Origin of the sequence: Streptomyces sp. XM4193, from assembly GCF_023072595.1 — a bacterium.
In the GTDB taxonomy this organism is placed as follows: domain Bacteria; phylum Actinomycetota; class Actinomycetes; order Streptomycetales; family Streptomycetaceae; genus Streptomyces.
The window spans coordinates 1386316-1399399 of the sequence record NZ_JALLGK010000001.1 but is presented as its reverse complement, the minus strand read 5'-3'; the positions used below and the strand labels follow the sequence as shown (position 1 = coordinate 1399399).

The following is a 13084-nucleotide window of genomic DNA, read 5'->3' as shown; positions in this document are numbered from 1 at the left end:
GTGGTCGGTACAACTCCCGCGCGGGGTGCCGCTGGGACGTCCGCGCACGGTAGAAAGAGCACACCGCCTGCACGCCTGACGAGTAGGAGCAACACCATGCGTTCGAACGGCACCGACGCCACCCTGTCGGGCTCCGCCGCCCAGGGAGCCACCGCTCCGCGCGGCACCACCGAACAGCTGATCGCCACCGCCGACCAGCACAGCGCGCACAACTACCACCCGTTGCCGGTCGTCGTGGCCTCCGCCGAGGGCGCCTGGATGACCGACGTCGAGGACCGCCGCTATCTCGATCTACTCGCCGGCTACTCGGCGCTGAACTTCGGCCACGGCCACCCCCGGCTGATCGCCACCGCCAAGGAGCAGCTGGACCGGCTGACGCTCACCTCGCGCGCCTTCCACCACGACCGGTTCGCGGAGTTCTGCACCCAGCTCGCGGAGCTGTGCGGAATGGAATCGGTGCTTCCGATGAACACCGGCGCCGAGGCCGTGGAGACAGCGGTCAAGACCGCCCGCAAGTGGGGCTACCAGGTCAAGGGGGTGCCGGACGGCCGAGCGAAGATCATCGTCGCCTCCGGAAACTTCCACGGCCGCACCACCACCGTGATCAGCTTCTCCACCGACGAGGACGCCCGGGCGAACTTCGGCCCGTACACCCCCGGCTTCGAGATCGTGCCCTACGGCGATCTGGCCGCGCTGGAGGCAGCCCTCGACGAGCACGGCGAGGACGTGGTCGCCGTCATGCTGGAGCCCATCCAGGGCGAGGCGGGCGTGCTCATCCCGCCGGCCGAATACCTGCCGGGCGTACGGGAGTTGACGCGCGCGCGGAACGTACTGTTCATCGCCGACGAGATCCAGTCCGGGCTGGGGCGCACGGGCCGCACCTTCGCCTGCGAGCACGAGGGCGTGGTGCCGGACATCTATCTGCTGGGCAAGGCGCTCGGCGGCGGTGTCGTGCCGGTCTCCGCCGTCGTCTCCTCGCGCGAGATCATGAGCGTCTACCGGCCCGGCGAGCACGGTTCCACCTTCGGCGGCAACCCGCTCGCCTGCGCGGTCGCGCTCGAGGTCGTGGCGATGCTGCGGTCCGGCGAATACCAGGAGCGGGCAAGGGAGTTGGGCGACCACCTCCACCGCGAGCTGCAACTGCTCACCGGCACGGGCAAGGTCGAGGCGGTGCGGGTGCGCGGCCTGTGGGCCGGCGTCGACATCGCGCCGTCGTTCGGCACCGGCCGGGAGATCTCGGAGAAGCTGATGGCCCGGGGCGTCCTGGTCAAGGACACCCACGGCTCGACGATCCGGATCGCGCCCCCGCTGGTGATCAGCAAGGAGGACCTCGACTGGGGCCTCGACCAGCTGCGCGAGGTGCTGGCCGGCTGACCCCGGCCCCGTACACCCCGCGGGGCGTGTGCCCGGTAGGGCTGCACGCCCGGTAGCGCCGCACGGCGACGGGCTCCGCATCCGAAGAGGTGCGGAGCCCGTCGGCGTACGCGGGTGTCGGCGTACGGAGGCGTACGAGCCGGCCGACGTCGAGCCCGTCGGCGTGCGCGGGTGTCAGTCCTCCAGGTCCCAGAGCCAGCGGCTCCAGATGGCCTCGTTCTCCGCCGCCCATTTGGCGCCCGCGGCCTCCAGCGACATCTCGTCGTCGGCGATCAGGCGTGCCACCTCGTTCTGGTCCTCCTGGCCCCAGGTGAAGTTGCGCAGGAAGGCCGCGGCCTTGCCGCCGTTGCGGTCGAAGTCCGCGTTGTGGAACTTCTCCAGGTCCGTCTCCGGGTAGCCGCAGGCGACCTTCTTCGGGTCGGCGTCGCAGCCTTCGTAGTGCTCGGGGAGTTTGACCTCGGCGAGCTCGACCTCGGACTCCAGCCAGTGCGGGGTCCACCAGTAGGTGAGGAAAGGTTTCTCGTCCTTGGCGGCCTCGCGCATGAACTCCAGCTGCTTGTCCTCGCTGCCGAGATGTTCGAGTTCCAGGTCAAGTCCGAGGTTGTCGATGATCGCCTGGTCGTGCGACTTGTAGGAGGGGTCGCCCTGGAGAAGCAGGCCCTTCCCGCTCTCGCCGTCGCCGGTGGCGCCCGGACCTTCGGTGCCGGTGCTGTCGGGACCGCCGCTCTCGGCTTCGCCCGTGGCGGTGTCCTGGGGGCCGCCGTCGCCCGGGCCGCCTTCGCTGTCCTTGCCGCCGCCGTCGGCCGAGAAGAGCTCGGCCTTTTCGTTGAGCTTCTGCCAACTCGTCACATCGCGGTCGGAGTTGGCGAGATAGCGGGGCACGTACCAGCCGATCCGGCCCTTGATGCCCAACTCCCCCGCGGAGACGACGGACTTGCGCTTGCGCACGTAGGTGTCGCGGCGACCCGGGTGGTCCCAGTCCTCCAGCATGGCGTCCGCCTTGCCGGAGTCCAGCGCCTTCCACGCCTGCGGGTCGGCCAGCTCGGTGATCTCGACGTCGTAGCCGAGCTCCTTCTTCAGGATGTGGGCGGCCACCGCGACGTTGGCCTGACCACCCACCCACTTCGAGGCGATGAGGGTGACCTTCTCCCCGTCCTCGCTCGGTCCGCCGGAGGAGGTGCCCGCCCCGCAGGCGGTGAGCGCCACCAGTACCAGGGCGGTCGTGCCCGCTGCCAGCGCGGTGCGCACGCGAGGTGCGCGAAAGGGCCTGTGCGAATCGCGTATACCAGACATAGGTGTAGTCACCCAGGAGTGAGGGGTTGGCGAGCCCGAAGACTTTAGCAGGGCAGTACGTCGCACAGGGCGTCCAGTGCCCCTGGAAACGCGCGGTCGGTGGGCGCTCCGTACCCGACCACCAGAGCGTCGCGCGGCAGCGAGGGGTCGCCGGCGTCCGGCGGGAGGTCCGGGTGGCGGTAGGGGCCGAGTCCCTCCAGCTCCACCTCGCGCCAGCGTGCCGCCGCGACGACCGACTGCTCGGTGCCGGGCGGGAGTTGGACGACTGCGTGCAGTCCGGCGGCGATCCCGGAGACCCGGCAGTCGGGTGCCCGACGGGCCAGGGTATCGACCAGCAGATCGCGCCGGCGCCGGTAGCGCAGGCGGGCGGCGCGCACATGGCGGTCGTACCCGCCGGTCTCCAGCAGGTCGGCGAGGGTGAGCTGGTCGAGCACCGAGGAGCGGGACTCGCGTTTGACGGCGCGCACCGCGTCGAGCAGTCGGCGCGGCACGGCCATCCAGGAGAGCCGCAGCCCCGGCGCGAGCGCCTTGCTGGCCGTACCCAGGTAGACCACCCGGTCGGGGTCCAACCCCTGTACGGCGCCGACCGGTTGGCGGTCGTAGCGGAACTCGCCGTCGTAGTCGTCCTCCAGTACGAGTCCGCCGGCGGCACGCGCCCAGCCCACCGCCGCGGACCGGCGGCCGGGGTGCAGCGCGGCGCCGGTGGGGAACTGGTGGGCCGGAGTCAGCAGCACCGCCCTCGCCCCGGTCTGCGCCAACTCCCCGACGCAGGCGCCGTGTCGGTCCACCGGAAGCGGAAGGGTGCGGACACCGCCGCGCTCCAGCGCCTCCCGGTGCAGCCACAGCCCGTACGCCTCCACGGCGATCGGTGCGGCGATCAACTCGCCCAGTACGCCCAGCACTTCGGAGAACCCGGCACACACCACCACGCACTCGGCCTCGGTGCGCACACCGCGCACCCGGGAGAGGTAGCCGGCCAGCGCACGCCGCAGCTCCGGTCTGCCGAGCGGATCGCCGTAGGCCAGGGAGCCGGCCGGAGCGGCGGAGACGGCCCGGCGGGCGGCGGCGAGCCACGCCGCGCGGGGGAAGGACGACACATCGGGGCGGCCGGGACGCAGATCGTGCCGCCCGACCGGCGGGGGTGCGGGCTGCCCGCGGTCCACCGGCTTCGGCGGCACCGGCGCGGCGCCCGCCCCGTGCTGCTCGGCGACCCGGGTGGCCGCGCCCTGCCGCGCGGTCAGCCACCCCTCGGCGACGAGGTCCCCGTACGCCTCCACGACGGTGTTGCGGGCGATTCCCAGATCGGCGGCCAGATGCCGGGAGGAGGGCAGCCGGGTGCCGGGGGCCAGCCGTCCGCCGCGCACGGCCTCGCGCAGGGAACGGGTGAGGCCGGCCCGCAGTCCGCCCGCGCCGTCCAGATCGAGGTGCAGGTCCACTCCGAGCCCCGAAGTGGCCCGCCCGGCAGCGTGACTGGCCCGATTTTCCCGCACGGAAGTGGACCATACCGGCCGCCTCCGCGGGCACTAGCGTCGACGTCATGACCACACACCAGCACGGCCCCAGAATGGACTTCTTCGCCCACGCACCGAAGTTCTACAAGGCGATGGTGGCGCTGGACGCAGCCGCCGGAGCCGGGCTCGACCCCGCGCTCAAGGAACTCGTCAAGATCCGCGCCTCCCAGCTCAACCACTGCGCCTACTGCCTCGACATGCACGTGCGGGACGCCCGCTCGCAGGGCGAGCGCGAGGAGCGCGTCTACCTGCTGAGCGCCTGGGAGGAGGCCGGAACGCTCTACACCGAACGCGAGCAGGCGGCGCTGGCGCTGACCGAGGCGATCACGGTGCTGACCGACGGCTTCGTGCCGGACGAGGTGTACGAGCGGGCGGCGAAGCACTTCGAGGAGGGCGAACTGGCCCAGGTGATCGCGCTGATCATCACGATCAACAGCTGGAACCGGATCGCCGTCACCACCCGCAAGACCCCGGCGCTGGGCTGAACCGGCGCCGCGGGCAGGGCAGTTCGGCCCGCCCGCCGCGCCGCGGTGCGCGGCGGGCCGGTGCGGGGCTGGGCGCGGCGGGCCGGTGCGGTGCGCGCCGGGCCGTCGGCTCACGGGCGCGCCCGCGGGTGGACCCGTGAGCCGGGCTCAGGACCCGGGCAGCCAGGGGCGCCAGGTCTCGCGGTTCTCCCGCGCCCAACGGGCTGCGGCCTCGGGGCCCTTGAGATCGTCCGAGGCCATCATCCTGGCGACCTGGTTCTGGTCGTCGTCGGACCAGCGGAAGTTGCGCAGCAGTTCCGCCGCGGGTCCGCCGTACTGCTCGAAGTCCGCGTTGAAGAACTTCTGCAGGGGCGTGTTGAAGTACGCGCAGTCGGTGAACTCCGCCGGGACGTTGCAGCCCTCGGTGTACTCGGGCAACTCGACCTCGACCAGGTCCAGTTCGAGGTTCTTCCAGTGCGGCTCCTGCCAGTAGGTCAGGAACGGCTCTCCGGCCTCGTAGTGCTTCTCCAGCGTGGCGACGAGATCCTCCTCGCTCTCGGCCGGCTGGATCACGTACTCCAGGTCGAGGTTCTTGACCAGGTGCTTGTCGTAGGAGGTCCAGCTCTTCTCGGCGCCGATCAGTCGGCCCTTGTCGCCGGTGCCGGGCGCCCCGAACTCCTCGGTGTAGTCGTTGAGGTTCTCCCAGTCGACGACGTCCGGGTTGCTGTCGGCGAAGTACTTCGGCACGAACCAGCCGATGCGGCCGGTCACGCCCAGATCGCCGCCCTCGACGACGGTGCCGGTCCTGCCGATGTACTCGTCCTCCCTGGCCTGGTTGCCGAGCCAGTCCTCCAGGAAGGCGTGCACCGTACCGGCGTCCATCGCGTCCCACGCCTCGCGGGTCTCCATCTCCACGACCTCGACGGTGACGTCGAGTTCCTCGCGGAGCAGATGCGCCGCCACCGCGCCGTTGGCCCGGGCTCCGGCCCACGGGGCCACGGCGATGACCACCTTGTCGTAGTCGGCGCCGTCCTTCTCCTTCTTCCCGTCGGTGCACCCGCTCGCCAGCAGCGCCGCGACGACCACCACCGCGCCGCCTGTTCGTGTTCGCCGGTCGGCTCTCATCCCGTTCGTCGCTCCTCGGCTCCCCCGGCCGTCCCCCGCAGGACAGCGCTCACGTCTGGCCTCCGGTTCACCGTGCGTACCGGAGACCTTTCAGTGTGCGTCAGAACTCGCGTACGCGGCAGCCCTGTTGACGCTCGCCGTCGGATCGCGGGCGCCGGCCCCGGTCGACCGCGAGGGCGGGGCGGGCGGCGTCCGCGAACGGCGAACGGCGGTGACCCGCTCCCGCCGGCAGGGCCGGAGGAAGGCGGGTCACCGCCGTGTGATGCCGCTTCGGACCGGACGGACCGGGCCGGGCGCCGCGATCAGAGCAGGCCGAGACCGCGCACCGCGTCGCGCTCCTCGACCAGCTCCTGGACGGAGGCGTCGATGCGCGCACGGGAGAACTCGTTGACCTCCAGGCCCTGGACGATCTCGTAGCTGCCGCCCGAAGTGGTCACCGGGAAGGAGGAGATGATGCCCTCGGGCACGCCGTACGAGCCGTCGGACGGGATGCCCATGGAGGTCCAGTCGCCCTCGGGGGTGCCGTTGACCCAGGTGTGGATGTGGTCGATGGCCGCGTTGGCGGCGGAGGCGGCGGAGGAGGCGCCGCGGGCCTCGATGATCGCCGCGCCGCGCTTGGCGACGGTGGGGATGAAGTCGTCGGCCAGCCAGGCCTGGTCGCCCACGACCTCGGCCGCGTTCTTGCCCGCGACCTCCGCGTGGAAGATGTCCGGGTACTGGGTCGCCGAGTGGTTGCCCCAGATCGTGAGCCGGCGGATCTCCGAGACCGGGGTGCCGGTCTTCTTGGAGAGCTGCGAGAGCGCGCGGTTGTGGTCGAGGCGGGTCATCGCGGTGAAGCGCTCGGCCGGTACGTCCGGCGCGGCGGCCTGGGCGATCAGGGCGTTGGTGTTGGCCGGGTTGCCCACCACCAGGACCTTGACGTCGTCGGCGGCGTGGTCGTTGATGGCCTTGCCCTGGGGCTTGAAGATGCCGCCGTTGGCCTCCAGGAGGTCACCGCGCTCCATCCCCTTGGTGCGCGGACGGGCGCCGACGAGCAGCGCGACGTTGGAACCGTCGAAGGCGACGTTGGGGTCGTCGGTGATCTCGATGCCCTGGAGCAGCGGGAAGGCGCAGTCGTCCAGCTCCATCGCGGTGCCCTCGGCCGCGCCCAGGGCCGGGGTGATCTCCAGCAGGCGCAGCTTGACCGGGACGTCCGGGCCGAGCAGATGACCAGAGGCGATGCGGAACAGCAGCGCGTAGCCGATCTGCCCTGCGGCGCCGGTGACGGTGACATTGACGGGAGTGCGAGTCATGACGGTCTCCGTTGAACCTGACGATGGCGGCTGGATCACGATGATCCCTTGAAATCTCTCTACATCAAGAGATCCGCCCGTCAGGCTACCGTGCCGCGAACCGCGCCCGAACGCTGGGCGGCGGTGCGCTCACGACCTGCGGTTGTCGCCGGGCCCTGCGGTGGATTCCACGCCGTCGGCGCCGGACGGGAACCGGGTCCTACGCCCGGCAGCCGCCTGCCAAGGAGGGGGGAGCAGGCGGCTGCCATGGCGTGGGTGCCGCACCCGTGGGGGGTGTTATGCACATGCCCAGCCCCTGGGGTTCCATGCCTGCCAACTCCGCGATCTCCCTCGGAACAGTGAGTCCCGAGCCTCCCCCAACTCCGGGCGGGCAACGGGAACTTGCAGGTCGGGGCAGGTGTCGGGAGATCGCACGGCGCCACCGCGCGGTCGCCGGGACACAGCGAAGCGGCCCGGCGAAGGACCGGGCCGCTGTCATATTCACTCGTCGTCGTCGCGCTACGGGGTCGGCGTGGTACAGCCCGTGAGTCCGCCGGCGGTCTCCACGCACGCCTCGACCGCCTGCGCGCTCTTGGCCGCGACCATCTTGGTGTAGGCGCTGTTGGAGTCGGTCACCTCGTCGTCCTGCGACGAACCGCCCGCCTCCACCGTCACCGTCGTACCCGGGGTCGCGGTGCCGACGCGGGCCCAGGCCGCGTTGCAGACCTTGCTGTAGCGGACCTCGACATAGGCGTTGCCGACCATCGCCTCGGAGGTGGTCTCCGCGTACTGGCCGCCGCAGCCCATCAGCTCCGGATCCTCGCCCGCGCAGTCCTCGCCGACGCATTTGACGCCCTCGGGCAGCTCGGGCCGCTTCTCGCTCGGCGAGGCACTCGTATCGGGCTTCGCCTTGTCGTCACCGCCGCCGAGGTCCAGGAGGAACACCGCACCGGCGATCACCGCGAGCGCACCCACCGCACCCGCCAGCATCATCGCCGTACGACGCCCCTTGGACGGCGGCCGTCCCCCGTCCGACGCGGGCGTCGGCGGCCCCGGCGGACCGGGAGGCGCGGGGCTGCCGGCGACAGGGGAAGCCGCGGCAGGTGCGTACATCCCCGCCTCCGCACCGCCACCGGAACCGCCGACGCCGGAACGACGCAGAACCGTCGTGCTCTCGTACCCCTCGGGCGGCCTCGCGGGCACCCCGGACAGCCGCGCGGACCACTCGGGGCGGCTCGGCCTGGCGTCGGCGGGCGAACCGGCGGGGCGGCCGTCCTCGGATTCGGCCGGCCGTCCGTCCCGTACGCCCGCAGGGCCCGCGTCGTCGAAGGCGCCGGGGCGCCCGAAGTTCGCGAAGGCCGGGTCGGGGCGGTCCGCCGCCGCTCCGGGCCGGGAGTCGGCGTCGGACGCAGCCGTACGCGCCGCGCCGGTACGGACGGGCCCGCGCTCGTCGTCCTCGGGCACCGGCCAGCTCTCCGGCCACTCGGGACGGCCGGGCCGCTTGCGCAGATCCGCGGGGCCGGTGTTGGTCATGCTCAGCGGACCGCCCTCGGTCCCGCCCTCCTCCTCGGCAGCGCGCACGGACGCGTCGTCCGCCGGAGCAGCGTCGGCGTCGGCGGGAGCGGGAGCGGTGGGGACGGGCGGGGCGACGGGCTCGGCGCGGTCCTCGGCGCGGTCCCGGTCCTCGGCGCGGTCCCGGTCCTGCTTCTCGGCGGGGTCGGGTGTGGCGGGCGGCTCGGTGCTCGCCGCGGAGGCGTCGCGGTCACCGGCGGTCGCGTCGGCCTGCTCGGCGCGCTCGCTCTCCTGCGTACGCACGCCTGCGCCCGTACGGTCGCGGGGCGGCCGGACCGCGTCGAACGGCGACAGCAGCGCGTCGCGTTCGGCGCTGGAGGACCTCACTCGGGGAATGCGCACGGTCGCCGACGCACGCTCGCCGCCCGAATCGGCCTCGGAGGTCCGCACGGTCGGCCAGGGGGCCTTGGCTGCCCCGGGCCGACCGCCCTCGCCGGGCCCCTCGGAACCGCTCGCGCCGCGCCCCTCGGACCCGCTCGCACTGCGAGACGCTTCGCCGAGCCGCTCGGAGGCGTCCGCCTGTCCCGGCGCGGCCGACGGCCCCGCCCCGGTCGCCGCCGGGCCGCCGGCCGACTGCGAGGACGCGGCGGCGGTGGACGTCCGTGCCGCGGGAGGTGCCGGCGAAGGGGCCGCGGGGGGCGCCGAGTTCGCGGGCTTGGTGACGCTGACCGCCTTGCGGCCGGGCTTCACGGGCTTCTCCCTGCCCGACGCCCAGGACCGCTTACGGCCCTCGCCCTCGGCGCTCGCCTTGGCCAGCGCCTCTCTGGCCTGGGAGATGCGGATGGCCTCCATGGTCATGTCGTGCCGCATCTCGGCCCGGCTCCACGCACGTTCGGCCAGCTCCCACATGGTGGCGAGATGGCGCACGTCGGTGCCCGTGACCTCGGCGAGAGCCGAGACTGCACCCTGGGGCGGCAGCAGTCGCCCGTTGAGGTAGCGCTCCCAAGACGTCTTGCTGTAGCCGGTCTTGTCGGAGACGGCGGCCAGACTCAGCCCGCCGCGGTCCACGAGCTGCCGCATCTGTCCGGCGAACTCGCGGATTTCCGGGTCCAGCTCTTCAGGTAGCGCCTTCCAACGAGGCATCTGCTCCCCTCGCCCCCTACGTGCGGTTGTCACTGCCCCTCACGTCACTCGGCCAGGCGACCTGTTCGACGCCTGGCACGGAAGAGGGATGCTTGGCCCAAGTGTGCCACTAGGGACGACGGGACTCGTGCCCACTCGGTTGTATCCGGGTGCGTAACAACTCCGCACGCCCGCGCCCCGACTTGATCTGATAGTCGTGCACACGACAACACACCGGGTCGGGGTCCGCAACTCCCCCGCGGCACACCCGCTGTGGCCCGCCGCTCCGAGTCGGAGCAGCGGGCCACAGCGGTGTACGTCGAGCCGTCCGAGTCAGGCGGCGGCCATCTTCTTGCGGAGGTTCTCGTCCAGGGCGGCGAGGAACTCCTCCGTGGTCAGCCACGGGGTGTCGGCACCGATGAGCAGCGCGAGGTCCTTGGTCATCTGACCGCCCTCGACGGTCTCGATGCAGACCTGCTCCAGCGTCTCGGCGAACTCGGTGACCGCGGGGGTGTTGTCGAGCTTGCCGCGGTGGGCCAGGCCACGGGTCCAGGCGAAGATCGACGCGATCGGGTTGGTCGAGGTCGCCTTGCCCTGCTGGTGCTGGCGGTAGTGACGGGTCACCGTGCCGTGCGCGGCCTCGGCCTCGACGGTCTTGCCGTCGGGGGACATCAGGACCGAGGTCATCAGGCCGAGCGAGCCGAAGCCCTGGGCCACGGTGTCGGACTGGACGTCACCGTCGTAGTTCTTGCAGGCCCAGACGTAGCCGCCCTCCCACTTCATGGCGGCGGCGACCATGTCGTCGATCAGGCGGTGCTCGTAGGTGAGGCCGGCCTTCTCGAACTCGTCCTTGAACTCCGCGTCGAAGACCTCCTGGAACAGGTCCTTGAAGCGGCCGTCGTAGGCCTTGAGGATCGTGTTCTTGGTGGACATGTAGACGGGGTAGTTGCGGGCCAGGCCGTAACGGAAGGACGCCCGCGCGAAGTCGCGGATCGACTCGTCCAGGTTGTACATGCCCATCGCCACGCCGGAGCCCGGGAACTCGTAGACCTCGAGCTCCACCGGCTCGGAGCCGTCCTTGGGGGTGAAGGTCATGGTGAGGGTGCCCTCGCCGGGGACCTTCAGGTCCGTGGCGCGGTACTGGTCGCCGAAGGCGTGACGGCCGATAATGATCGGCTGCGTCCAACCCGGCACCAGGCGGGGCACGTTGCTCATGATGATCGGCTCACGGAAGACGACGCCGCCGAGGATGTTGCGGATCGTGCCGTTCGGCGAGCGCCACATCTTCTTCAGGCCGAACTCCTCGACGCGGGCCTCGTCGGGAGTGATGGTGGCGCACTTGACGCCGACCCCGTACTCCTTGATCGCGTTGGCGGCGTCGATGGTGACCTGGTCGTCCGTGGCGTCGCGGTGCTCCACGCCCAGGTCGTAGTACTTCAGCTCGACGTCGAGGTACGGCAGGATCAGCTTGTCCTTGATGAACTGCCAGATGATGCGCGTCATCTCGTCGCCGTCGAGCTCGACGACCGGGTTGGCTACCTTGATCTTGGACATGAGTGTGGTGTGTCCCTCTCGCGCGCGTCCTTCAGAGGTTTTCTGAATATCTCGCCATCAAGATACTCCAGCCGTCGCCGTGCCATGCAACCCATACCGGCCGGTTCTTCTGAAACGAACGACGTCTTCGCAGGTCAGACGCCATGCATCAGTTTGATCGGTGATCGATCACCCATCCGAAGCCGCCCGCGGAGGGCAGACACCGCCGACTCGTGCTTCACGGACCAGGCGCACTACCGCACCGTGAAGCGGATGATCTCCTCCAGGAACGGCAGTTCCAGCCAGGGGTCGGGCTGCGCCATCAGCGCCAGCAGCACGATCGCGGTGCCGAGCACCCCGTAGGTGACCAGGTCGGTGAAGCGCGAGCGCACCGCCAACATGCCGACCGACGGCATGAACCAGCGCAGCGCCACCGCGAGCAGCAGGAACGCGCCCACCAGCAGGATGCCGATGCGCGCCTCGACGAGCGTCAGCAACAGGCCGAGCGTCACCCCGCCGAGCACGGTGAGGATCGGCCACTGCCGGTACGGCGCCGGCGCGTCCCCGCCGACGACCCGACCACCGCCCTCCGGCCTGGCGGTGTCCCGGGTGAAAGTCGGAAAGCGCCGCGAACGCCTCGCCGGCGAAGCCGACTTGGCGGCCTTGGCAGGCTTGGCAGGCTTGGACTGCTTGGACTGCGTGCCGGGCTCGGGCTGCTTGTCCGGCTTGGACGGCTTGCCGGCCTCGGGCTGCTCGGCGGGCTCTGCCTGCTCGGCCTGCTCGGCGGGCGGGGTCGGCTGCTCGGTCGACTTCGCGGGCGCGGGCGGCTGCTGCGGGGCGGCGGGGTCCGTTGTCGCGCGGGCGGTGTCGGGGTCGTCGGGTGAGGTGGCGGCCATCGCTCAGCCCGCGTTCCGCTCGGCTGCCTCGACGACGTTCGCGAGCAGCATGGCGCGGGTCATCGGGCCGACGCCGCCCGGATTCGGTGCCACCCAGCCGGCGACCTCGGCGGCGCCCGGGTGGACGTCACCGACGATCTTGCCGTTCTCGTCCCGGCTGACACCGACGTCCAGCAGCGCCGCGCCGGGCTTGATGTCCTCCGGCTTGATCAGGTGCGGCACGCCCGCCGCCGCGACGACGATGTCCGCCCGGCGCAGCTGAGCGGCGAGGTCACGGGTTCCGGTGTGGCACTGGGTGACGGTCGCGTTCTCCGAGCGGCGGGTGAGCAGCAGCGGGAGGGAACGCCCGACCGTCACGCCCCGACCGACCACCACGACCTCCGCGCCCGCGATCTCCACGTCGTGGCGGCGCAGCAGCGCGATGATGCCGTTGGGCGTGCAGGGCAGCGGGGCCGGCTCGTTCAGCACCAGGCGTCCGAGGTTGACGGGGTGCAGACCGTCCGCGTCCTTGGCCGGGTCCATCAGCTCCAGGACGCGGTTGGTGTCGATCCCCTTCGGCAGCGGCAGCTGCACGATGTACCCGGTGCACGCCGGGTCCTCGTTCAACTCCCGTACGACGGCCTCGATCTCCGTCTGGCTCGCGGACGCGGGCAGTTCGCGCTGGATGGAGGCGATGCCGACCTGGGCGCAGTCGCGGTGCTTGCCGGCGACGTACTTCTGACTGGGGGCGTCGTCCCCGACGAGGACCGTACCGAGGCCCGGTACGACACCGCGGGCCTTCAGTGCCTCGACCCGGGTGGTGAGTTCGGTCTTGATCGCGGCAGCGGTGGCCCTGCCGTCGAGAATCTTGGCGCTCATGTGCCCATCCTCGCGGATGCGGGGCCCGCGACTCCACTCAAGGGTCCGCGGACGGCGGCGGGACCGCGGACACACCTCGAACGGGGCGCGGCCGACGTACCCGCGAAGGCCGTGTGTTGGCCGTG

At 71.5% G+C, this 13084-nt stretch carries 10 protein-coding genes and 1 pseudogene; 2 read left to right on the top strand and 9 right to left on the bottom strand.

The genetic code is table 11. The features are described 5' to 3' along the window. The first annotated feature begins 96 nt into the window (after positions 1-96). On the top strand, positions 97-1374 hold the full coding sequence (gene rocD, locus MTQ01_RS05890; RefSeq protein ID WP_247487179.1) for an ornithine--oxo-acid transaminase: 1278 nt from the start codon (positions 97-99) through the stop codon (positions 1372-1374). A 174-nt stretch (positions 1375-1548) separates the two neighbouring features. On the opposite strand, the gene MTQ01_RS05885 is transcribed toward rocD, so the two are convergent. Then, positions 1549-2622, bottom strand: coding sequence for a glycine betaine ABC transporter substrate-binding protein (locus MTQ01_RS05885; RefSeq protein WP_247487178.1), 1074 nt, complete (start codon positions 2620-2622; stop codon positions 1549-1551). A gap of 89 nt (positions 2623-2711) precedes the next feature. Further along, a complete protein-coding gene (locus MTQ01_RS05880) occupies positions 2712-4103 on the bottom strand; it encodes a PLP-dependent aminotransferase family protein (RefSeq protein WP_247487177.1) in 1392 nt (463 codons plus the stop codon). Between the two features lie 101 nt (positions 4104-4204). Between MTQ01_RS05880 and MTQ01_RS05875 the strand changes: the two genes are divergently transcribed. Beyond that, entirely contained in the window at positions 4205-4663 is a 459-nt protein-coding gene (locus MTQ01_RS05875) for a carboxymuconolactone decarboxylase family protein (protein WP_247487176.1), read from the top strand. 147 nt (positions 4664-4810) lie between these two features. Here the strand turns inward: MTQ01_RS05875 and MTQ01_RS05870 are convergent, their stop codons facing one another. The 7 genes and pseudogenes from MTQ01_RS05870 to MTQ01_RS05840 all read right to left on the bottom strand — a co-directional run bounded on the left by MTQ01_RS05870 (position 4811) and on the right by MTQ01_RS05840 (position 12959). Beyond that, positions 4811-5767: a glycine betaine ABC transporter substrate-binding protein gene (locus tag MTQ01_RS05870; RefSeq protein WP_247487175.1), complete on the bottom strand. Its 957-nt coding sequence runs from the start codon at positions 5765-5767 to the stop codon at positions 4811-4813. Positions 5768-6069: 302 nt separating this feature from the next. Next, on the bottom strand, positions 6070-7059 hold the full coding sequence (locus tag MTQ01_RS05865) for a malate dehydrogenase (RefSeq protein WP_247487174.1): 990 nt from the start codon (positions 7057-7059) through the stop codon (positions 6070-6072). A 498-nt stretch (positions 7060-7557) separates the two neighbouring features. Further along, positions 7558-8937, bottom strand: a complete 1380-nt coding sequence (locus tag MTQ01_RS25245; RefSeq protein WP_374207639.1) for a DUF2690 domain-containing protein — start codon at positions 8935-8937, stop codon at positions 7558-7560. A 425-nt stretch (positions 8938-9362) separates the two neighbouring features. Next, a pseudogene (locus MTQ01_RS05855) lies at positions 9363-9693 on the bottom strand (helix-turn-helix domain-containing protein); the annotation flags it as partial. A gap of 312 nt (positions 9694-10005) precedes the next feature. Then, positions 10006-11226 carry an NADP-dependent isocitrate dehydrogenase gene (locus MTQ01_RS05850; protein WP_247487173.1) on the bottom strand — a complete coding sequence of 407 codons (1221 nt, stop codon included), beginning with the start codon at positions 11224-11226 and terminating at the stop codon, positions 10006-10008. A 233-nt stretch (positions 11227-11459) separates the two neighbouring features. Then, the gene (locus tag MTQ01_RS05845; RefSeq protein ID WP_247487172.1) at positions 11460-12101 is read right to left on the bottom strand and encodes a DUF3017 domain-containing protein; all 642 of its coding nucleotides are present in this window, start codon (positions 12099-12101) and stop codon (positions 11460-11462) included. Between the two features lie 3 nt (positions 12102-12104). Beyond that, a complete protein-coding gene (locus tag MTQ01_RS05840) occupies positions 12105-12959 on the bottom strand; it encodes a bifunctional methylenetetrahydrofolate dehydrogenase/methenyltetrahydrofolate cyclohydrolase (protein WP_247487171.1) in 855 nt (284 codons plus the stop codon). Between the last annotated feature and the right edge of the window lie 125 nt (positions 12960-13084).

Excerpts from the sequence above, each read along its gene's own strand:
- MTQ01_RS05865 (WP_247487174.1), bottom strand. The coding sequence starts at position 7,059 with ATGACTCGCACTCCCGTCAATGTCACCGTCACCGGCGCCGCAGGGCAG.
- MTQ01_RS05870 (WP_247487175.1), bottom strand. The coding sequence starts at position 5,767 with ATGAGAGCCGACCGGCGAACACGAACAGGCGGCGCGGTGGTGGTCGTC.
- MTQ01_RS05875 (WP_247487176.1), top strand. The coding sequence starts at position 4,205 with ATGACCACACACCAGCACGGCCCCAGAATGGACTTCTTCGCCCACGCA.
- rocD (WP_247487179.1), top strand. The coding sequence starts at position 97 with ATGCGTTCGAACGGCACCGACGCCACCCTGTCGGGCTCCGCCGCCCAG.
- MTQ01_RS05850 (WP_247487173.1), bottom strand. The coding sequence starts at position 11,226 with ATGTCCAAGATCAAGGTAGCCAACCCGGTCGTCGAGCTCGACGGCGAC.
- MTQ01_RS05840 (WP_247487171.1), bottom strand. The coding sequence starts at position 12,959 with ATGAGCGCCAAGATTCTCGACGGCAGGGCCACCGCTGCCGCGATCAAG.
- MTQ01_RS05845 (WP_247487172.1), bottom strand. The coding sequence starts at position 12,101 with ATGGCCGCCACCTCACCCGACGACCCCGACACCGCCCGCGCGACAACG.